The sequence below is a fragment of the Nitrosomonas sp. sh817 genome, assembly GCF_030908545.1.
Classification (GTDB): Bacteria; Pseudomonadota; Gammaproteobacteria; order Burkholderiales; family Nitrosomonadaceae; genus Nitrosomonas.
The window spans coordinates 1,031,720-1,052,272 of the sequence record NZ_CP133083.1; the positions used below are offsets into that span (position 1 = coordinate 1,031,720).

Genomic DNA, 20,553 nt, shown 5'->3' on the forward strand with positions numbered 1-20,553 from the left:
CCAAGGTCGCGCTTATCAACAATCTCTTGTTAAAAAGTTTTATTAAATAGAGCATTGCAAGAACAGATGCTGACTTTTCAGTATGACCTTTGGTGAACCGGCTGTTTAAGACCCATGATGATTGCTGTAAGAACTCGCCATCATACTGTGTCAGTAAGTTCCTGAAAACAGCAATAACAGCGGATTCAGCCGCGCTTATCAACGGATTTGATTGCGGTCACGGCGTTGCCGGTGGTTTGTTGTGAGCTGCGGGAGCCGCGATGAGCTTGTTGTTCAACGACAGGAAGACTCTGTCTCTCCCGGCGTTCTTGGCGGCATATAACGCTTTGTCGGCAGCGTTGACCAGGTGATCTTCACTGTGCATTCCCGGCTCTTTTAAAGCAACGCCGATACTGACGGAAATTTGGATATTAAAATTTTCAACCGTGATCTGCTGGCTATGGATATGCTGGCGCAGCCTTTCAGCAAATAAAACGGCGGATTTCGCATCGGTATTTCCCGGCTGGCACACGACTAAAAACTCTTCGCCGCCCAAGCGGCAGAAAGTATCGCCTTTACGGGCGGTTTTGCGGATGATGGCCGATACGGCGATCAGCACTTTGTCGCCGATGGCGTGGCCGTAGTTGTCATTGATGCCTTTAAAATGATCGATATCGATCAGCATGATCGCCATCAATTGTCCGGTGCGGTTGGCAATGCTCCAGGTTTCCGCCAGCGTTTCCATGCCGGAGCGGCGGTTCGGCAGTTCTGTCAGCATGTCGGTCAACGCGTAGTGTTCCAGCTTGCGGTTGGTCACCGCCAGTTCCGCGGCAAAGCGCTTAAGCTGCTCGCGATCGCGTTCCCAGGATTCCTGCAATTGCCGGTAGTGCCAGGCTGCCCGCAATCTGGCGCGGAACGCGCGGATATTGATCGGCTTGGTGATGTAATCGTCGACGCCGGCATCAAAAGCCTTGATGACTTCTTCTTCGTCCTCGACGCTGGTCAGCATGATGATGTATAAGTTCTGGCCCCATTCGGTGGCGCGCAAGGCTTTGGTCAATTCAAGGCCATTCATGACCGGCATTAGCCAATCGGTGATGACAATATGCGGAAGGGTTTCCATTGACAACGATAATGCCTGTTGACCATTAGATGCTGAGAATACCGTATGGCCAAGTATGTTAGTCAGCAATTCTTTGATCAGGATTTGACTGGAAGGATCATCTTCCACCAAGAGCACACGCAAGGAAGAAGCATTGCTGGCATTTTCCGGTCGCGGCGCTGCGGCGTTCATCATTTTGCAGAAAGGCGGCGGTAATTCTCCCGCGGGCAGCTTCAGGATTACTCGCCAAGCATGCCATTCCTTCATGATCAGATCGATAAAGGTGCCGAACGGTTCAGTATCCAAACCGATCTTTCCACCAAACAGCATGAGTTCCGGTATGCGTTTGCTGCGTTCCGCTTCTTCGACCAGTCCGAAATCGGCAATCCGTTTGGCCAGGTTCAGCAAATGCACAATCTGATAGGGACGCGAGCCTTCGGAAAATTCCGATTCAACCGGATTCTCATGATAATAGACGGATTCCACAAAAATCTTCGGAAAACCGAAGTTGATCAACATTGCTGCGGTAATCTGGTTGTGGTCGGTTTGCAATTGCTGTTGTTCCAATTGCACGACCGGGAGCTCCGGTGTTTGCTGTTTCAGGAGCTCGGTGTATTGCTCGGGATAGATCGTGGCTAATGCCAGACAACCGATGCGTGCCATCAGACCGCAGGCAAACAATTCATCCGGCGCGGAAACGCGGATCACTTTGCCTAATTCCTGCATGGCGATCGCCATCAACAGCGAATGCGACCAGAATTCCTGATAATTGAAACCTTTGCAGGGGCCGCCTTGAAATTGATCGATCAGGGAAAATCCCATTGCCAGTTGTTTGACGACGTTTAAACCCACATGCGGAACCGCTTCCGCGACAGAGGAAATGGCGCGGGTGCGCTGGTTGGTGGCATTCGCTTTTTGGATCAGGCGGCCGGACAATACCGGATCGGTTTGGATGAGCTTGGTAATTTCGGTTATCGCGACATCTTCCCGCCGGCACGCTTCGGTCAGCGCCAGCGCCACTCCTTTGGGGCTTGGCAATAAATTGCTGATTTTTAATTGATTGATGTCAGCGATCTTCATGGGTTATTCCACTGGGCTTCATCGGTTGGATCGACCAGCGTTTGTTGCTGGCGGCAAGGATTTCATTTTTTCCGATCGGCTTGCTGAAATAGAAACCCTGCAGGGTCTCGCAGCCGAAATGCTTCAAGACTTGCGCCTGTTCCAGTGTTTCAATGCCTTCGGCAGTGACCGTAAAGCCAAGATTCTTGGATAATGAAATGATGGCGCGGACGATGGCAAGGTTGTCGTCATCGTCCAGGAGGCCGTGGATAAAGCTTTGATCAACTTTCAAGTTGTTGATGGGCAAGCGTTTTAAATAATTCATCGAGGAGTATCCCGTGCCGAAATCGTCCAGCGCAATTTGGATATTGTGGTTACGCAATGCTTGCAGGGTACTTAAGGTGTTTTCATTATGTTCCATGAGCGCACCCTCGGTAATTTCGAGGACTAATTTTTCCGGCGGGAAGTTTGTTTCCGCCAGAATATCCAGTACCGATCTGACCAAACCGGGATTCTTGATTTGCAGCGGCGACAGATTGACCGCCACTTCCAGGCAATGACCTTGCTGATGCCAGCGCGCAGCATCTTGACACGCTGTACGCAGCACCCATTCGCCGATCGGAATGATTAAGCCGTTTTCTTCGGCTAGCGGAATAAAATCCAGCGGCGAAATCGATCCTTGCTTCGGATGGTTCCAGCGGATCAGCGCTTCGACCGACTGGAAACTTTCTGCCGCGATGTCGAACTGCGGTTGATAGACCAGGAAAAATTCTTGTTTTTCTAACGCATCACGCAGATCGTTTTCGAGATGCATGCGTTTCTCCGCTTGCAGCGTTAACGCGATATTGTAAAACTGGCAATTATCGCGGCCTTCGCTTTTGGCATGATACATCGCGGTATCGGCATGTTTCAGCAAAGTTTCGGCGTTGTCGCCGTCATCCGGGAACAGCGCGATGCCGATACTTGCAGTTAGAACCACATCGCGGCTTTCGAGATGAAAGGGCCGGCGCATCGCTTCACGGATTCGATGCGCCAGTATCAGCGCATCTTCCGCGCGATGAAGGTTTGGAATGACAACGGTGAACTCATCGCCGCCAAGCCGCGCCAGTTTTACTTCCGAACGTTCCAAGTTATTTCGTGATACGAAATCGGATGGGCGTGTGCTGCTTTGCAGCCGTTCAGCCGTCGATTGCAGGACCGTATCGCCGGTGGTATGCCCCATGGTGTCGTTGATACTTTTGAATCCATCCAGATCCAGGAAAAGGACTGCTAATTTATTGCCGGTATACTTGGCGCGTTTGATTTCACTTTCAAGCCGTTCCATAAAGGATTGACGATTGGGCAATCCCGTCAGGTTGTCAAAATAGGCCAGATGAAAAATTTTGCTTTCGGAGTCCTTACGCTCGGTAATATCGCGGACCAGACAAAGCGTTTCCTGAGCATCGATGACGGCAACGCGATTTTCATAATACCGGGTTTTTTTGTTGGCCAGCGTCAGCGGATATTCGAAAGACTCGACAGTACCTTGATGGCGCGCCCGGTCAGCCGCTTCCAGATAGAGTTTCGCGATATCTCCCGGCAACGACTGAGTTAATGCGTTTTCTGCGTTTGCCTTTAGCCATGGGGTGCTGTCGGAATAGCTGCAAATATCGATTACTTCAGCTTTCCCGTTCAAGATGAACATGGTGTCGGGAATTGCGCTAAAAATCGCCTTGTTGCGCGCGTTTGCAGCTTTGAGCGCAAGCATGTTCAAATAACCGCGCCGCAAATATAAAATTCGATAAGCGATCAAATTCCAGTTGATGGGTTTGGCGATGAAATCCGTCGCGCCGGCCTCGAATGCGCGATCGATCGATTGCATATCATCCATGCCCGTTACCATCATGATCGGCAGTTCATTGCCGATTTTTGTCCGCAAGTACGAGCAGACCTGATAACCATCCATGCCGGGCATTTCGACATCCAGCATGACCATGTCCGCCGGTGCTGCTTCAAACAGCCGTACCGCTTCCTCGCCATCGCAAGCCAGTGTTACTTGAAATCCAGCTTTTAACAAGGCGGCGTGCATCAGTAATCTGACCGTGGCATCGTCATCGGCCAGTAAGATTCTAAAAGATTCTATTGTCACGATTGATTGAGTATTAGCTTGATTTCGTTAGTAACGCTTTGGTATTCCAACTGCATGTTTTGCAGAAGCGCTTTGGCATGAGCGAGTTCTCCGGCTTTGGCATTCGCTTCCATTTGCTTGAAGATTGCGGATAAATCATCCGCGCCGACATTGCCCGAACTGGATTTTAATGCATGCGCGGATTGCCGCAGGCTTTCCGCATCGTCGTTGACAATCGCTTGCGCAAGCTGGCGGACATTACTTTCCGCCGATTCCAGGTAAGCTTGCAGAATTTTATGCAATAAGCTATCGCCGCCCGATGGATCGAGCTCGCGAATCTGATTAAGGCGTGTTGGGTTGAGTGCAGGCATGGCGTTAGTTTCCTGTTCTATTTCAACATTTTCAGATTTTACAGCATTAAAGGCGACACTTTCATCTTTTGTTAACCATTGAGTGATTTTTTGTTGTAACTGCTCAATGGAATAAGGTTTTGAGAGGAAATCGTTCATGCCGGCATTTAAGCAACTGATGCGATCATCTTCTGTCGCATTGGCGGTTAGCGCGATAATGGGAATGTTGGCAAATTGCTTGCGAATGATCGAGGTGGCTTCCAAACCATCCATGACCGGCATTTGACAGTCCATGAAAATGATATCGTACTGATTTCTCTCAACAAGATCAAAAGCTTCTTTGCCGTCGTTAGCAATGGTCGCGGTCATGCCAAGCTTCGCTAACATCGCTTTGGCAACCTCCTGGTTAACCGGATTATCTTCCGCGACCAATGCGGTTCCGTTGATGCGGGGCGTGTCAGAAACCGGAGCCGTCCGTACCGGAACGGATTGCCCGGTGGTGTTGTCCAGATTACGGCTCATGACATCGCGGATAATATCGAATAACTCTTTCTGACGGATTGGCTTGTTGACGCAGCGCAGTATCCCGATACTTTCTCTTTCAAGCTGGGTCGCGTCGCTGTGAGTGGAAGTCAGCATCATCATGCGGGTTTGGCGCAGCCCGGGGTGCGAATGAATTTCTTTCGCCAGCTCCAATCCATCCATTTTCGGCATGTGCATGTCGAGAATCACTAACTGGAAAGGCTCGTTTTTTTCCATTGCTCCGGTCATCAATCGCAATGCTTGATCGGCGCCATCGGCGCACGCGGTATTGATATGCCAGTTTTGCAGCTGGATTTTGAGAATTTCCCGGTTTGTTTGATTGTCATCAACTACCAACACCTTGAGGCCGAGGAAATCGGCCATATTCGGTGCAGCGCTATGCGCCAGCTTCGATTTTTCCAACCGCAGGTGAATCCAGAACTTGGAACCCCGGCCCGGTGTGCTCTCGACCCGTATGTTTCCTCCCATCAATTCCAGCAAGCGTTTGCAGATCGTCAAACCAAGTCCGGTTCCACCGTATTGGCGGGTAGTGGAGCCGTCCGCTTGGGAAAAGTGCTGGAAGATCTTTTCGTGATATTCGGGAGGAATGCCAATTCCTGTGTCTTCCACGCAAATGCTGACATTGGCCAGGGATTCGGATTCGCCGGTCAGTGTCGTGCGAATGACCACTTCTCCTTCGGAAGTAAATTTGATAGCGTTATTGATCAGATTTGCAATGACCTGACGCAACCGGAAAGAATCTCCCCGTACCATGAAAGCGGTATTTGGCGGGGTGAATTGCGCGGCTAATTCCAATCCTTTTTTATCAGCCGGTTGTGCGAACATCACGAGGGTATCTTCGATCATTTGGACCAGATCGAAATCGATGATTTCCAGCTCCATATGATCAGATTCGATCTTGGAAAAATCGAGAATGTCGTTAATGATGCTTAACAAGTGTTGACCGGAACCTTGAACGGTTTCCGCAAAGCGGCGCTGATCCTTGTCCAGGGCCGTGCCTAGTAACAATTCAGTCATTCCCAGAATACCGTTCATCGGCGTGCGGATTTCGTGGCTCATGGTTGCCAGGAACTCGCTTTTCGCTTTACTCGCGGCTTCTGCCGATTCTTTGGCGAACACCAGCTCTTCGGTTCTTTTGGCGACTTCATCTTCCAGGTGATCGAGATGCATCTCAAGTTGCGCGTCTCGTTCCTGAATCACTTCCAGCATATTGTTAAAGCCGTTCGATAAGGTGTTCAACTCCACGATGGCACCGGGCTGCAACCGCGTGGAATAGTCCGCTTTGGTGGTGACATGCCCCATCACGCTGGAGAGTTCGTTGAGCGGATCCAACACCGAACGATTCAACCGCTGCAGCCTTAAGTTAGCGATGAATAACGCCAGAGCCGCAGCCGCGCTGGTAACAATGATGTACCAAAGAATTTGCCAATATAGCGGGGACAGTGCTATTTCCAAATAGAGACTGCCCAGCAACTGATCGCTGAAATAGATAGGCTGATTGATCGTTAAGTGACTGATGCTGGTTGCAATGCTCTCGGTCAACGACATCAAGGTTTCAGGAAGCGGTTTATTCTCAATCGAATATTGCACGAATTGTTTTTTTTCAGCATTGTAAATGGCAGCGGCCTGAACTTCGGGGGTGTTGTTGAGCGAATGCAATAACGTTTTGGCGGTATTGGTGTCCTGGAACATCAGCGTCGCGACCGCATTCTCAGCCAGCAATTTCGCAGTGGAACGGCTGGTCTCGAGCAATGACAAATAACTGATAAAAAAGCTGCTGATAATAACTAAAGCCGCGACCAGCAGCATCGCAGTGCCTTGCGTGGCATAGCTGATTTGCTGCAATTTGGCGCGCAAAGTCATAGCAGCAATTGTTGGATGCTTCATTATCGATATACCTCACTGGCGAAACGTAATAATTGTGAACTGAGATTCAGGCCATTTCTTTTTGCCATGGCGATATTGGCTTCAAAGGTAACCTTGCCTTCTTTGATGGCCATATTGAGCACTACGCCCTGGCGGGCAACCCCAGGACTGTCTGCAATGGTTAGTATCGGCATTCCTTCTAAATGTTTGATGATGCCGTCAACCGCATTTATGACGGAATGGGTGATAAAAACGATATGGCAATCAGAGAGATCCATGATATTTCTCGTGTGTTTTATCAATATATCATGTTCGTTGATTTTTTTACCCTGCAGGTGCTGCAAGTTTGCGCCAAACGGATCTTCGCCATGAATACAAAGCGCTAAATCCCGATCCGGCGGGTTCGGCCACGTCGTATATGCGGCAAAATTGTAGAGAAAAGCTACTTTTAAACGGTACTCCGATGGTTGCTCTTCGGCGTGCGCATAAGGCTGATAGCTTGTCAGCAAGCAGAAAACCGCTATTATCGTTAAACAGCTAGCCAGCAACCGTCTTGTCAGGTGCCGGCTGTTTGTGAAAATAACGCCTTTCCATTGTTTATTAGCCAGTACATTGCGGGTTCCTTGGGATAGCGCAATCAGCCGGTTGATAAAGCGATGATTTCGTAAAATCGTCATATCGGCTGCACCTAGAAACGGTAATCCAAGCGGAAACGAACGGTGCGTTCCGGTTGCCAGAAAGCGTTCTGCCAATTAGTGTCAGCAGCCGGATGCAGATAGCGTTCGTCGAACAGATTGTAAACACTCAATGAGGCTTCCAATCCCTTGATGCGCGGCACATCGGTGACTAAGTTCAGATTGGATAGCACATAGCTGTCGGTATTGACGCCTTCGAGCGTTTTACGCTTGCTGTAGTATTGCAACTCGAATCCTGCTCTCAGACCGGCGATCAGTGGTATCGGTACTGAGAAATTCAATTTACCGAGATGATACGGTGAGTTGATTAGGTGCGAGTGCTGTTGCGAGAGATCTTGGAAACCGTAACTGCCGCGCATCCGCGCGCCCCAAAGCCAGGTTTTGTCGAACGATAATTCCATGCCTCTGGCCAGTACTTTTTGGCGCGTTTGCTGGTATTGCGATAACCCGCTCAGCGGATCGATCCCGAGCGTGATCAGATTGTTCATATCCCAAGCATAGCCAACGGCGCGTACATTAAGATCCGAGCGGGGTTGATAATCGGTAACCAGTTCCAGCGTGTCGATCGATTCGCTATGAAGTCCCGGGTTGGTGACTTGGGTCACGCCATCGGCAAAATCGCGTTCGTACGAATTGGGCGAGCGATGGGCGCGGCCGTAAAGCGCCTTCAGAGTGATTTGAGGGTTTGCTTGCCAGATCAACGCGCCGCGCGGACTCAACCGGCTGCCGATCCAAGTGTTGTGGTCATAACGCAATCCCGCAGTTGCTGACAGCGTATCGCTGATGCGCCATTCATCCTGCGCGTAGACGCCAAAACGCACCACATCGCTGTGAATTGATAAGTTCTCAGTGGGATTGGCGAAATTCTTGAACGTTTGCCGGATACTGGTGTTGTTCTGGTATTCAAATCCCAGCATCAGTTTGTGATCGGTAGCAGCGGACGAGAGCAGACGCAATTCGGCGCCATGCCAATCGCTCGGGCCGGTCGATACGGTTTTCTCGCCGGCATAATAGCCCGGCTGGTGATAGTCATAATTACCGAGGAACAGCCGTCCCAGCACATTCAAAGTTTGGTTGGCAAAGTGCTCGTTATATTGGATTTGTGTATTGATACGCCGGTCGTTGACTGCTGCGCCGCCCGCCAGCGGATCGGTCAGAAATCCGGCGACCGGGCTTTCCTTATGCCGGTTGCCGTAAGCGAAATCAAATGCAAACGGGCCATGTACGACGTGGGCAAAAAATTGCTTGACGTCTTCACCGTTCATGCCGCGGGCGATACCGGATATGCCGGAATCGCCAAACTCGAAAAACTGATTGTTACCTCGAGCTTGTAACGCTGAGAATGAGACCAAAGCATCGGTACCGTTGGAAAATTGTTTACCGAGCGTAATGCGCTCTTGCGGCATGATCTCAGAAGTTTGGTACGATGCCGAGACTTCCGCGCCGTTGACACTGGAACCTTTGCGAGTGACGATGTTAACCACGCCGAGCATGGCATTTTGGCCGTAAGCCGCACTGCCGGGGCCGGGGATGAATTCGATGCGCTCGATCAAGTCGATATCGAGCGGAAAGTCACGTCCGGTCGGACCCTGGTCGTAAGTGGCGTCGTTGATGCGATTGCCGTTAATGGTGATCAGGACGCGTGAGTTGAAATCGCCTGGCAGGCCTAAGCCGCGTGTGCCTAAGTATTCGTACTGATAATCATACGTGGTGTGAATGCCGGGCAGGCTGGCCAGCGCCTCGCCCAATGTGCGCCAGCCGTAAGTACGGATATCCTTGCGGGTGATGACACTCACGGCAGCAGCCACCTGCTGTTGTTTCTGCTCGTATTTTGAAGCACCGGTGATGCTGATATTCATTAATTGTTCCAGACTCAACTGTTCCAGATTCGAAGCGGCTGCAGCCGGTAACGTTTGAATGATGAGCAAGCCGGCCACGATACTTTTCAAGCGAAATAGTGTACTGATTGTTCTGGAGTGATTACCGTAATTGGACCGGCCCATATTCTTTAGAAACGGTAATCCAGCCGGAAGCGCACGGTGCGTCCCGGTTGCCAGAAGGCATTTTGCCAATTGGTATCCGCAGCGGGATGCAAATAGTTTTCATTGAACAAGTTATAGACACTCAACGATGCTTCCAATCCTTTTATTTGAGGCACATCGGTGACCAGATTCAGATTGGAAAGCACATAGCTGTCGGTACTCGAGCCGTCCAGCGTTTTGCGCTTGCTGTAATATTGCAATTCGTAACCGGCCCGCAAGCCGGTAATCAGCGGTATCGGGATGGAGACATTGATCTTGCCCAAATGATACGGCGAGTTAACCAAATGCGAGTTTTGCTGTTCGGTGCTTTGAACGCCGTAACTGGCGCGCAACCTGCCGCCCCAATCCCAAGTTTTGTCGAGCGACAGTTCGCCGCCTCTGGCCAATACATCTTTTGGACTCTGCTGGTATTGCGAAAGGCCGCTAAGCGGGTCGATTCCCAGGGTAATTAAATTAGAAATATCCCAAGCGTAGAAAGCGGCGCGCACATTCATGGAAGGTTGCACCAAATAATCGGCTACCGCTTCGGCGGTATCGATCATTTCTCCGTGCAATCCCGGATTGGTGACTTGCGATACACCATCGGAATAATCGCGCTCATACGCGTTCGGTGAGCGGAAAGCGCGGCCGTACAGTGCTTTCAATGTGGTTTTGGGTGTTGCTTGCCAGATCAACGCGCCGCGCGGACTCAACCGGCTGTCGATCCATTTGTTGTAGTCATAGCGTAATCCGGCGGTTGCGGACAACGTATCGGTGATGCGCCATTCATCCTGGATATAAACCCCCATCCGCACGACAGGGCTGCGCACGAAAACATTCTCGTCCGGGTTGTCGAAATTTTGATAAGTTTGTTTAATGCCGGTGTTATTTTGGTATTCCATGCCCAGCATCAGCTTATGATTTGCAATGGCTGTCGATAAGAACCGCAATTCAGCGCCATGCCAGTCGCTCGGGCCGGTCGATAAAGTTCTTTCACCGCTGTAAAACATCGGGTTATCGTAGCGGTATTGGCCTAAGAACAGCCGGCTCAAAACATTCAGCGTGTTATTGGCGAAATTATCGTTGTATTGAATTTGCGTATTTAACCGCCGGTCGCGCTGGAATTGACCGGCTGTCAGCGGATCGGAAAAGAACATGCCGGTCGGGTCTTCCTTGCGCCGGTTGCCATAGACAAAATCGAACGATAACGGTCCATACGACGCTTGAGCGAACATTTGCTTGACGTTTTCTCCATCCATGTGACGCGCTACACCGGCAATCCCCGAGTCACCGAATTCAAAAAAGCGGTTTGCTCCACGCGCTTGCACTCCGGAAAACGAAATCAACGCGTCGATACCGTTATCGAATTTTTTCCCGAGCGTGACACGTTCTTGCGGCATCACCTCCGCCGTTTGGTAAGAAGCCGATACTTCGGCGCCGTTTATATCGGAGCCTTTACGGGTAATGATATTGACCACGCCGAGCATGGCATTTTGGCCGTAAACCGCGCTGCCCGGGCCGGGAATGAATTCGATGCGCTCGATCAAGTCGATGTCGAGCGGGAAGTCACGGCCGGTTGGCCCTTGGTCGTAAGTGGCGTCGTTGATGCGATTGCCGTTGATGGTAATTAAAATGCGGGAATTGAAATCGCCCGGCAGGCCTAAACCGCGCGTGCCCAGGTATTCGTACTGATAATCATACGTGGTGTGAATGCCGGGCAGGCTGGCCAGCGCCTCGCCCAATGTACGCCAGCCGTAGGTACGGATATCCTTGCGGGTGATGACACTCACGGCGGCAGCCACCTGCTGTTGTTTCTGCTCGTATTTTGATGCACCGACGATACTGACATTCATCAATTGTTCCAAGCTCATTTGTTCCAGATTTGTTGCGAATGAAACCGCTGGCGCTTGTAACGCAACTAGGCAAATAGTTAGGTATTTTCCTACAAAAGAAAAATAATTGAACAGCTGGTATTTCGATGCACTGAACACGATTAGCAGATTAAATTTTTTAATGCTGCATTTAATCATACCGGGCTGTTACGCAAAGATGAAAAAAATAGCGTATTAATTACTCTAATTTACAGAATGATTTTAATGTTTAACTCGACAAGAATGCTGTGGCATTTTTTTGTGACTGTGTAGGAATTTGCAACCGATTATTTTCCGGTTGTTGATGTTTTCTCGGGTTTGTCGATCAGGATAGCGGTTGCGATGCTGATCGTTAAATACCTTCGCAGCGGATCATTCACGCGCGATTGGCTGAAGCCGGATAGTGTGAAATCAAGATTGCTCGTTTTCGAGCAATCCCAGGAAACCGCCGGACTGATGGTTCCACAGTTGTGCGTAAAGCTGATTGTTGGCGATGAGTTTGGCGTGGCTGCCTTGTTCGACAATACGGCCTTTGTCGAATACGATCAGCCGGTCCATCGCGGCGATGGTTGAAAGCCGGTGGGCGATGGCGATGACGGTTTTACCTTCCATCAGTTGATACAAGTTTTGTTGAATGCTGGACTCGACTTCGGAATCAAGCGCCGAAGTGGCCTCATCCAGCACCAGGATCGGGGCGTTTTTCAGCAGCACCCGTGCGATTGCAATGCGTTGCCGCTGTCCGCCGGAGAGGGTAACGCCGCGCTCGCCGGCATACGCATCATAGCCGGCACGGCCTTTGATATCGCGTAATTTTAAAATGAATTCATGCGCATGCGCCTGTTTGGCGGCGGCAATCATTTGCGCTTCGCTGGCGTCCGGTCTGCCGAACAAAATGTTGTCGCGAATGGAACGGTGCAGCAGCGAAGTATCTTGCGTCACTACCGCAATATTGGCTCGCAAGCTATCTTGCGTTACGGTGCGGATATCTTGTCCGTCGATAGTGATTTTTCCTTGCTGCACGTCGTAAAAGCGCAGCAGCAAACCGACCAGGGTCGATTTGCCGGCGCCGGAGCGGCCGACAATGCCGACTTTCTCGCCAGCGGCGATATGCAAGTTGAGGTTTTCGAAAATGTGAAGCGGGTCGCGATGTTCCGAATGATAGGAAAACGATACCTGGTGAAATTCGATGGCGCCTTGCGGTACGGTTATTTCCTGAGCATCGGCGGCATCGGTGACAAGCTGGGGGTTGGAAATGGTATTGATGCCGTCTTGCACGGTTCCCATATTTTCAAACAACATGTTGACTTCCCACATGATCCAATGCGACATGCCGGTCAATCGAATTGCCAGACTCATGACAATCGCAATCGCGCCCGGACTGATCTCGCCTTGCATCCAGATGAACAGACCCAGCGCGCCGGTAGCGAATACCATCAGCATGTTGATGGTCCACACCGAGAAATTCAACCCGGTTGCCAGCCGCATTTGCGGATATACGGTCGACATGAACTCTTCCATGCCGGCTTGCACGTAAGCCGATTCCCGCTGGCTGCGGGAAAACAGTTTCAATGTCAGGATATTGGTATAGCTGTCGACGATGCGGCCGGTCATTAATGCGCGCGCATCGGCCTGGAGTGTCGAGATGCGTTTCAGGCGGGGTACGAAATACGACAAAATGACGATGTAGAGTATCAACCAAACCAGTAAAGGCAAGCACAGCAACGGATCGGCGTTGATGATCAGGAACATCGTGGTGGTCAGATAGATGGTGACGAACAGCATCACGTCGAGCAGTTTCAATACCGTTTCGCGCACCGCCAATGCGGTTTGCATGACTTTAGTAGCAATCCGGCCGCTGAATTCATGTTGAAAGAAGGCGTAGCTTTGGCTGAGCAGGTAGCGATGCGACAACCAGCGGATCCGCATCGGGAAATTCCCCATCAGCATCTGGTTGATGGTTAAGGCGTGCAGCAATACCAGCAACGGAATCCAGATTAGAATGAAAACCGACATGGTCAGTATAGTGGGCCATTCAGTTTCGAAGAAAGCATCGATTTTCTTTTCCGCCAGCCAATCGACCATTTGACCGACGACGCTATAGAGCATGGCTTCGCTGATCGCCAATAAAGTGGTCAAAAGCGCCAATACCGCCAGGTGCGGTTCGATGCCGCGGAGGTAGTGACGGCAGAACTGGTAGAGTCCTCGCGGCGGTTCCGCCGGATGTTCCGGCGGATAAGGATCGATCAAGCGTTCGAAAAAGCCGAACATTATTGGCTAACCTGTGCTGAGTTGCTCAAATATTCTAAATCCGGCGACGTAGGTGCCAATCGCGGAACCGAGTGTGGAAAGAATGAAAATTAACAGAATGCGCGTCACCCGGTTGTGCCACCAGCCTTTTAGTGTGGTGGTGTCCGACCGGAGCCGGTTAAAGTCGCCGACTTGCGGTTTGCGCAGGTAGGTTTCGGCGGCGGCTACGACCATGCCGGCCCCGATGGTTGGATTCAGCGATGTCAACGGTGCCGCCAGGAAGGCTGTCAGAATAGACAGCGGATGCGCAAATGCCATGGCTGCGCCAAGCGCCGACAGCCCGCCATTGATCAAAATCCAATCGAGCACCATGGCGGTTCCCAGTTCCGGACTGCGCATGAAGCCAAGCACAAATCCCGTCAGGATTAATGCAACGATGAGCCACGGAATCAGCTTGAACCACCGGGATGCCGGCGGGATTGTGTCAAGCTGGGCGATTCGCTCGTGCGGATTGGCGATTGCAAGCGTTTCAAGCTGCCGCGCCATGCCGTTTAGATGTCCGGCACCGACAATCGCCAGGATATGCCGGTAGTTATTTTCCCGGGATTCTTTGATGAGACGGGCGGACATGTATTCATCCCGCTCGCTGATAAGCGGCTGAAACAGGTCTTGTTCGTTTTCGGCAAATTGCGAGAAAGAGCTTTCCAATACATCGCCTTCTTTCAGTTTTTCAATTTCCGCTTCGCTGAATTTTTCCTTGCTGATGACACTGGCGATTAAACCTGCAAACAAATTCATGCGCCGCCACCAAGGCACATTACGGTAAATCCGTTTCATGGTCGTGCCAATTTCACGATCGATCAGCAGCACCGGCAAATGGGCCGTTTGCGCATCTTTGATCGCCACGCGCATTTCGGCGCCCGGTTCGATACCGAACTGTTCCGCCATGCGTTGCTGGAACGCACCCAGTGCGAGACTGGCGGCTACCATGCTGGCCTGGCCTTTTTTGATGACTTGGAATAAATCCATTTTGGCCATGGCATCAGGATTGACGATGGCTTTGTGCCGGCTTGGGCATAGTTCAACCGCGACCGCATCATACTGCCCGGTAGCAATTAATTCCTGAACTTTATCGGCGCTGGCTTTTGAAACATGCGCGGTGCCCAGCAAGGTGATTTTGCAATCGTGGAGTTGAATCGTTTTGATCGGCTCAGCCGGATTTGCTGGCGAGTCAATTACGGTTGCTGTATTGGTTGTTGTCATTGTTTTTCTGGTTAAAAATTAAAAGACTCGAAATTGCCAAGCTTTGGCATAAAAGGGAAATATCGTAAGAAAAGATGTTTCCTCCAGCAAAAAAACATTTTACAAGATACGTAATTATATATATTATTTCGAGCGGGCCCGTCAGATTGTTAATGTGTAGTTTTCATTCTACGTTGTTCGTAACTTGTTTGCTTATTCAAGAATACCAATAAACGCTATAAGCAGCATTTTATATATCTTTGGAGGTTTTAAAATGTTGAAATGCGGTTTTAAATTAAAAACAACGGCTATTGCTTTAGCCTTAATGGCAGGTAGTGTTGCCAATGCAGCGCCGGTTGTAATGGCGAATTGGGGCGATCATGATCCTGCGGAAATGGGATTTTTTGCGCTGATTACTTCAGGTGCCACCCCGATCGACCATATCTATACATTCAGCGTGGCAACAGCGGTTAACGGCCTCTGGTCGAGTGTTTCCAACGATGCGCCGCCAGTTTTTGATATCACGGGCGGTTTGGTGCAGTTGTGGTCAAGCGATGGCGACGCTGATTATGGCGGATCGGATCCCGGTGATAGCCTGGTTACATCGCTGGCTTTTGACTCAACATCAGTCAATCAGACTTTTACCGCTGGCCCCGGGGATTATTATTATCAAGTGACGGGCAGTATCGATGGTTTGCTGGGCGGCAGTTATTTGCTGTCTTCTTCAGTGACGCCCGTTCCGGAACCTGAGATGTATGCGATGTTATTGGCCGGTTTTGGTTTAATCGGCTTTTCTTTGCGGCGTCGCGTAGTTTAATCCAGTTCGTATCTACCCTAAAACCACTGAGAATAACGCTCAGTGGTTTTTTTATGGCTTGTTGATAGCCAACTTCTTTTGGATTGTTTCTAAGAGTACAATGTTATTATTGCTTGTTTGTTTCTTGGGCGGATGTCATCAGGGTATCGGTTGTACTGTAGGGTTTTAATGGAATCCGATGGTGATTTGAATAAAACTAAAAAGGAAGTGGAAGTTATGTATAGGCCCGTTACTTCGTTAGTATTTGTGATTGCAATTCTATTGTTGCTGCCGGGTTGTGTTACTTCACCGGAGAGTAATTCTGCATCTTTTGTTTCGCCATCTCAATTCCAAACCTACAACTGCGACGAGTTGCTGAGGGAAACCGAGCGTATTCAGAACAGAGTCAGTGAATTAATTGGAAAACCGAGTGATACCACGCCTGCCAATAACAAATGGATTCTGGGAGCGGACTTGTCGCTGTCGTGGGCGGCGTTGTTTGCGCTGGGCGGTACCAAAGAGCAAGAAGCGGAGTATCTGCAGCTAAAAAGTGAATACGATGCGATTCAACAATGGGCGATCATGAAGCAATGTCCGGGTGTGATTCCTCCCGCAGAAAAACCGCCGGAATTCGATCCCGATATGGTTGAAACGGGCAGACCAGCAACCGTTGCAGAACAGCGGTAAAGTGTGACGGACGCGCCGGGTTTGATTGTGTTGCCGGAAAGGCAGGCAGGGCTGTAAGTGGTTAGTGGTTAATGGCGGCGATGCCGGGCAAGATAGCGGGGTGTCCAACCGTAAGGAATTTTGTGCACAAAATGGTAACGCGCTACATGGTAACTCGGATCAAAACCATAGAAATTAAGCTGCATCCGCTGAAGCTCTTCATTGCGGTAGCTATGCAACGGTTTTTGATGTTCTTCTTGCTGGCGCCGCTGAATCTTTTGCTGCAAGCGGGATGGAAAATCCGGGGCGGCGGCAAGCATTTCAGCAATAGTGACAATTTTTGTTCTGAAATCTTCCGGACTCAAAGCAAAACAATCATCGATCAATCCCATGTCTCGCGCTTCCGCAGCGCCGATTGGTAACCGGTTTTGTGTCAGCGCGTACGCGCGAGCGCTACCCACTCTTCGCGGTAAAAGATAAGTCCAATATTCCGAGCCGTACAAGTTCCCCATACTCTTATAATGCGGATTCAAAATGACACGGGCGTTGGCATAAATATAGTCAGCGGCAAGCGATAAAAACACACCGCCTGCACCGGCATTGCCCTGTAGAGCGGCGATTGTGAATTGCCGCTCCGTGGTGATGATGGCATGCACCAGATCGTTCATGGCGTTGATGTTGCGCCAGGATTCATCGGCGGGACTATCGGCATGCTCGATGTGATTCAAGTGTATGCCATTGCTCCAGAAGTCCGCGCCGCCCATCAGTACGATGACACGAATGTCGCTGGAAGCGACCTTTAGATAAGCCTCTCGTAGTCGTTCGCACTGTCCGGAATCCATCGCGCCGTTGTAGAAAGCGAAATGCAGATAACCCACCTGATGCTTTTTTTCAAACCAGATCTCCTGATAGGTATCAGCGGCTGTACCGGCAATGGGGTCTAAGGGGATTTCCGGAACCTCGGTTAAGTGATGTTGCAATGCGCTGGAGGCGGCCAGTTTAAGCGTCGATTCGTTGTTTTGCCGCTGTTTTACATGACCGATCCAAACCGCACCATCGATCGTTGTGCGGCAAATGGCGGAATCCCGTTTGGCAATGATGGCCCCAGGTTTTCCGCTAAGTTTCTTCTCATGATGCGCATCATAAAGATAATAGGGTTTTCCGAACAACGAATCCAGGACACCGGGAGAGCCATCGGCAGCATGAATTTTTCTTAATATGACGAGGGTGTTGTCCTGTTGCCAGTCGATACAGCGGTCGATTTGCCGCATTGGGGCATGCAAATTGCCATGCACATCCGATCGTGTGTAATCCAGCGGCATGGGCCGGTAAGTCCGGGATTCGAAGCGTGTGATTGCGGTTAAGACGGCACGCGTTGCGGCTTCAACGATTTCATGCCGGTATATGCTGCTTTTCGGGGCTAACCGCATGGGAAAGACTTCACTGGCCCAGATATCGCCGGCGTCCATTTCCGCGTTTGCCTGCAGGACGGTGACGCCCCATTCCGGCACACCCTTCATGATTGCCCAGTCGAGCGCGGAGGGGCCCCGGTCGCCGGTGATTCCAGGATGTACGATAAAGCAAGCGCGGGTGCGCCAGATGTTTTCCGGAATGCGGCGTTTAAGGAAGGGGGCAAGGATCAAATCGGGGTTGAATAGTTCGACAGCTTCGAAAGTAACGGCATCGTTGATATCGAATTCGACCGACAGTTCGTATCCGCAACGCTGCAATTCCACAAAAAGCCGCTGTGTCAGGCAGTTAAAACTGTGCGTCAGGATTAAAATTTTCAAAGCTGCTGATTAGCAAATACGGGGCAATTGCTCGCCACTCAACCAATCAACTACCCGGTTGCCGCCTAACTGAGTCTGCATTTGCACAAAGCAATGCGTGTCATCAATTACTTCGCCGATGATCGCTGCGTCGCGGCCAAGCGGATGATTTTTCATCGCGTGCAACAAGCTTCCGGCATCTTTTGCGGGACAGATTGCGACCAGCTTGCCTTCGTTGGCGATATACAGCGGGTCGAATCCCAGAAACTCGCAGGCGGCCTTAACTTGTTCACGGATAGGCAGCGTATTTTCATACAGCATCATTCCCACCGAGGATTGCCGGGCAATTTCATTCAGCGTCGAAGCCAAGCCGCCTCGCGTCGGGTCGCGGAGCACGCGGATGGCCGGAACAGCGGCGATCATGGCGGCAACCAGGCCATGCAGCGCGGCGGTGTCCGATACAATCGTGGTATCGAACGATAAATTTTCCCGGGATGCCATGACGGCGATTCCATGGTCGCCCAACGTGCCGGATATAATGATTTTATCGCCAGCACGCGCGTTCTCTCCCGAAATGTCGATGCCTGCCGGTACGATTCCGATCCCGGTGGTGGTGATGAAAACCCCGTCACCGCTGCCTTTCTCCACGACTTTGGTATCTCCGGTGACGACCGGCACACCTGCTGAACGCGCGGTTGTCGCCATGGAATGGACGATTCGCTGCAGATCGGCTAAAGGCAGTCCTTCTTCCAGTATAAAGCTGGCCGCCAAGTAGCAAGGTTTGGCGCCGGCCATTGCGACATCGTTGATGGTTCCATTGACAGACAGGCTGCCGATGTCACCGCCAGGGAAAAAAAGCGGCGTCACGACGTGAGAGTCCGTGGACATCACCATGCGGCCGTTAAAACCCGGAAAACAGGCATGATCGTTCATGGGGTGTAAATATTCATTATCAAACGCCTGGAGAAACAGTTGTTGAATCAGTTGCATCATTGCCCGGCCGCCGCTGCCGTGCGCCATTTCAATCCGGCCTTGTTTGAAGTCGAGTTTTCGCGTGTAACCGGATTTGACGTTACTGTGGCTGGACATGATTTTTTTCCTGTGACACCCCGCAGTCCTTTTCGCGGAAACGGCCATAGCTGTAGTGCGCGGCGCATGCGCCTTCGGATGATACCATGCAGGATCCGACCGGATTGTCGGGTGTGCAAACCGTGCCGAAAATTTTGCAATCGCGCGGGTGTTTGACACCGCGCAAAATGGCGCCGCATTCGCAGGCTTTGTTATCGGGGATTGATAACGCCGGGATTGGGAAACGTTGCTCGGCATCAAAACCGGCATAGCGCGATTTGATTTTTAATGCGCTGTAAGGTACTAAACCAAGGCCGCGCCATTCAAACGTCCGCCGTAATTCAAAAACCTCGGATACCAGCACTTGTGCCTTGATGTTTCCCGCAGGTGAGACTGCCCGGGTGAATTCATTTTCCACCTCAGCGCGGCCGGTGTTGACTTGGCGGATCAGCATCAAAATCGCTTGCATGACGTCCAGCGGCTCAAAACCCGCGATTACCACTGGTTTCTGAAATTCTTCCGCAAAGTAATGGTACGGCTGGCTGCCGATTACAACGGAGACATGCGCCGGTCCGATAAAACCATCCAGCGAAACCGCGCCGAGTTCCCGGACCTCGGGAGATTGCAGGATATGCGAGATGGCGGAAGGTGTAAGAACATGATTGCAGAATACGCTAAAATTTTTTAGACCAAGCGCATCCGCTTGTTTGATTGCAATCGCAGTCGGCGGTGTGGTGGTTTCGAAACCAATGGCAAGAAATACGACCTGATGTTGCGGATTGTCTTGGGCTATCGTGATTGCATCGGCGACGGAATAGATCATCCGGATATCCGCGCCTTGCGCTTTTGCTTTCAATAAGCTCGCGCCGTTTGGTGTCGGCACCCGCAGCATGTCGCCATAGGTGCAAAGGATCAGTCCGGGTATTTGCGCCAGTTGAATGGCATTTTCTATACGGCCGGCCGGCAAGACACATACCGGGCACCCTGGGCCGTGAATCATGTGAATATTACTGGGAAGCAAATCCACGATACCGAAACGTGAAATGGCATGGGTATGTCCGCCGCAAAATTCCATCAAATGATAGTGGCGCCGGGGATTGGTTTCCTGCAGAATCTTGGCGGCGATCGTTTTCGCAAGAGCGCCGTCACGGAATTCATCAATGTATTTCATA

General features: G+C 50.9%; 13 protein-coding genes. 2 read left to right on the plus strand and 11 right to left on the minus strand.

The features are described from left to right. Positions 1 to 217 precede the first annotated feature (217 nt). From RBH92_RS04865 to RBH92_RS04900, 8 genes are all read right to left on the minus strand, one after another. The gene (locus RBH92_RS04865) at positions 218 to 2,161 is read right to left on the minus strand and encodes a diguanylate cyclase (protein WP_307933509.1); all 1,944 of its coding nucleotides are present in this window, start codon (positions 2,159 to 2,161) and stop codon (positions 218 to 220) included. After that, positions 2,148 to 4,268 carry a putative bifunctional diguanylate cyclase/phosphodiesterase gene (locus RBH92_RS04870; protein ID WP_307933510.1) on the minus strand — a complete coding sequence of 707 codons (2,121 nt, stop codon included), beginning with the start codon at positions 4,266 to 4,268 and terminating at the stop codon, positions 2,148 to 2,150. The genes RBH92_RS04865 and RBH92_RS04870 overlap by 14 nt, the downstream gene beginning before the upstream one ends. Further along, entirely contained in the window at positions 4,265 to 7,027 is a 2,763-nt protein-coding gene (locus tag RBH92_RS04875; RefSeq protein WP_307933511.1) for a response regulator, read from the minus strand. Before RBH92_RS04875 ends, RBH92_RS04870 begins: the two co-directional genes overlap by 4 nt. Continuing rightward, complete coding sequence (locus RBH92_RS04880) at positions 7,027 to 7,683, minus strand: YfiR family protein (RefSeq protein ID WP_307933512.1); 657 nt, start codon at positions 7,681 to 7,683, stop codon at positions 7,027 to 7,029. The genes RBH92_RS04875 and RBH92_RS04880 overlap by 1 nt, the downstream gene beginning before the upstream one ends. An 11-nt stretch (positions 7,684 to 7,694) precedes the next feature. After that, positions 7,695 to 9,773, minus strand: coding sequence for a TonB-dependent receptor plug domain-containing protein (locus RBH92_RS04885; protein ID WP_307933513.1), 2,079 nt, complete (start codon positions 9,771 to 9,773; stop codon positions 7,695 to 7,697). Then, the gene (locus tag RBH92_RS04890; RefSeq protein WP_307933514.1) at positions 9,710 to 11,593 is read right to left on the minus strand and encodes a TonB-dependent receptor plug domain-containing protein; all 1,884 of its coding nucleotides are present in this window, start codon (positions 11,591 to 11,593) and stop codon (positions 9,710 to 9,712) included. The genes RBH92_RS04885 and RBH92_RS04890 overlap by 64 nt, the downstream gene beginning before the upstream one ends. Positions 11,594 to 12,004: 411 nt before the next feature. Beyond that, positions 12,005 to 13,861, minus strand: coding sequence for an ABC transporter ATP-binding protein (locus RBH92_RS04895; protein WP_307933515.1), 1,857 nt, complete (start codon positions 13,859 to 13,861; stop codon positions 12,005 to 12,007). A 6-nt stretch (positions 13,862 to 13,867) separates the two neighbouring features. Then, complete coding sequence (locus RBH92_RS04900; protein ID WP_307933516.1) at positions 13,868 to 15,103, minus strand: TraB/GumN family protein; 1,236 nt, start codon at positions 15,101 to 15,103, stop codon at positions 13,868 to 13,870. A gap of 253 nt (positions 15,104 to 15,356) precedes the next feature. Here RBH92_RS04900 and RBH92_RS04905 point away from each other — a divergent pair, with 253 nt between their 5' ends. Together RBH92_RS04905 and RBH92_RS04910 are read left to right on the plus strand one after the other, a co-directional pair. After that, positions 15,357 to 15,899 (plus strand): FxDxF family PEP-CTERM protein, encoded by a 543-nt coding sequence (locus RBH92_RS04905; protein ID WP_307933517.1) that lies wholly within the window; start codon positions 15,357 to 15,359, stop codon positions 15,897 to 15,899. A gap of 216 nt (positions 15,900 to 16,115) precedes the next feature. Continuing rightward, entirely contained in the window at positions 16,116 to 16,565 is a 450-nt protein-coding gene (locus tag RBH92_RS04910; protein ID WP_307933518.1) for a hypothetical protein, read from the plus strand. Between the two features lie 68 nt (positions 16,566 to 16,633). Here the strand turns inward: RBH92_RS04910 and RBH92_RS04915 are convergent, their stop codons facing one another. From RBH92_RS04915 to hypD, 3 genes are read right to left on the minus strand one after another with little or no spacing between them, the layout of a single operon-like run. Next, on the minus strand, positions 16,634 to 18,334 hold the full coding sequence (locus tag RBH92_RS04915) for a hydrogenase maturation protein (RefSeq protein ID WP_307933519.1): 1,701 nt from the start codon (positions 18,332 to 18,334) through the stop codon (positions 16,634 to 16,636). A 9-nt stretch (positions 18,335 to 18,343) separates the two neighbouring features. Then, complete coding sequence (gene hypE, locus RBH92_RS04920; protein WP_307933520.1) at positions 18,344 to 19,402, minus strand: hydrogenase expression/formation protein HypE; 1,059 nt, start codon at positions 19,400 to 19,402, stop codon at positions 18,344 to 18,346. Next, positions 19,386 to 20,552 (minus strand): hydrogenase formation protein HypD, encoded by a 1,167-nt coding sequence (gene hypD / locus RBH92_RS04925; RefSeq protein WP_307933521.1) that lies wholly within the window; start codon positions 20,550 to 20,552, stop codon positions 19,386 to 19,388. Before hypD ends, hypE begins: the two co-directional genes overlap by 17 nt. Position 20,553 lies beyond the last annotated feature (1 nt).

Bases quoted from the DNA above. Each gene is read 5' to 3' on its own strand.
- RBH92_RS04865 (WP_307933509.1), bottom strand. From the start codon at position 2,161: ATGAAGATCGCTGACATCAATCAATTAAAAATCAGCAATTTATTGCCA.
- RBH92_RS04875 (WP_307933511.1), bottom strand. From the start codon at position 7,027: ATGAAGCATCCAACAATTGCTGCTATGACTTTGCGCGCCAAATTGCAG.
- RBH92_RS04880 (WP_307933512.1), bottom strand. From the start codon at position 7,683: ATGACGATTTTACGAAATCATCGCTTTATCAACCGGCTGATTGCGCTA.
- RBH92_RS04890 (WP_307933514.1), bottom strand. From the start codon at position 11,593: ATGAGCTTGGAACAATTGATGAATGTCAGTATCGTCGGTGCATCAAAA.
- RBH92_RS04895 (WP_307933515.1), bottom strand. From the start codon at position 13,861: ATGTTCGGCTTTTTCGAACGCTTGATCGATCCTTATCCGCCGGAACAT.
- RBH92_RS04900 (WP_307933516.1), bottom strand. From the start codon at position 15,103: ATGACAACAACCAATACAGCAACCGTAATTGACTCGCCAGCAAATCCG.
- RBH92_RS04905 (WP_307933517.1), top strand. From the start codon at position 15,357: ATGTTGAAATGCGGTTTTAAATTAAAAACAACGGCTATTGCTTTAGCC.
- RBH92_RS04910 (WP_307933518.1), top strand. From the start codon at position 16,116: ATGTATAGGCCCGTTACTTCGTTAGTATTTGTGATTGCAATTCTATTG.
- hypE (WP_307933520.1), bottom strand. From the start codon at position 19,402: ATGTCCAGCCACAGTAACGTCAAATCCGGTTACACGCGAAAACTCGAC.
- hypD (WP_307933521.1), bottom strand. From the start codon at position 20,552: ATGAAATACATTGATGAATTCCGTGACGGCGCTCTTGCGAAAACGATC.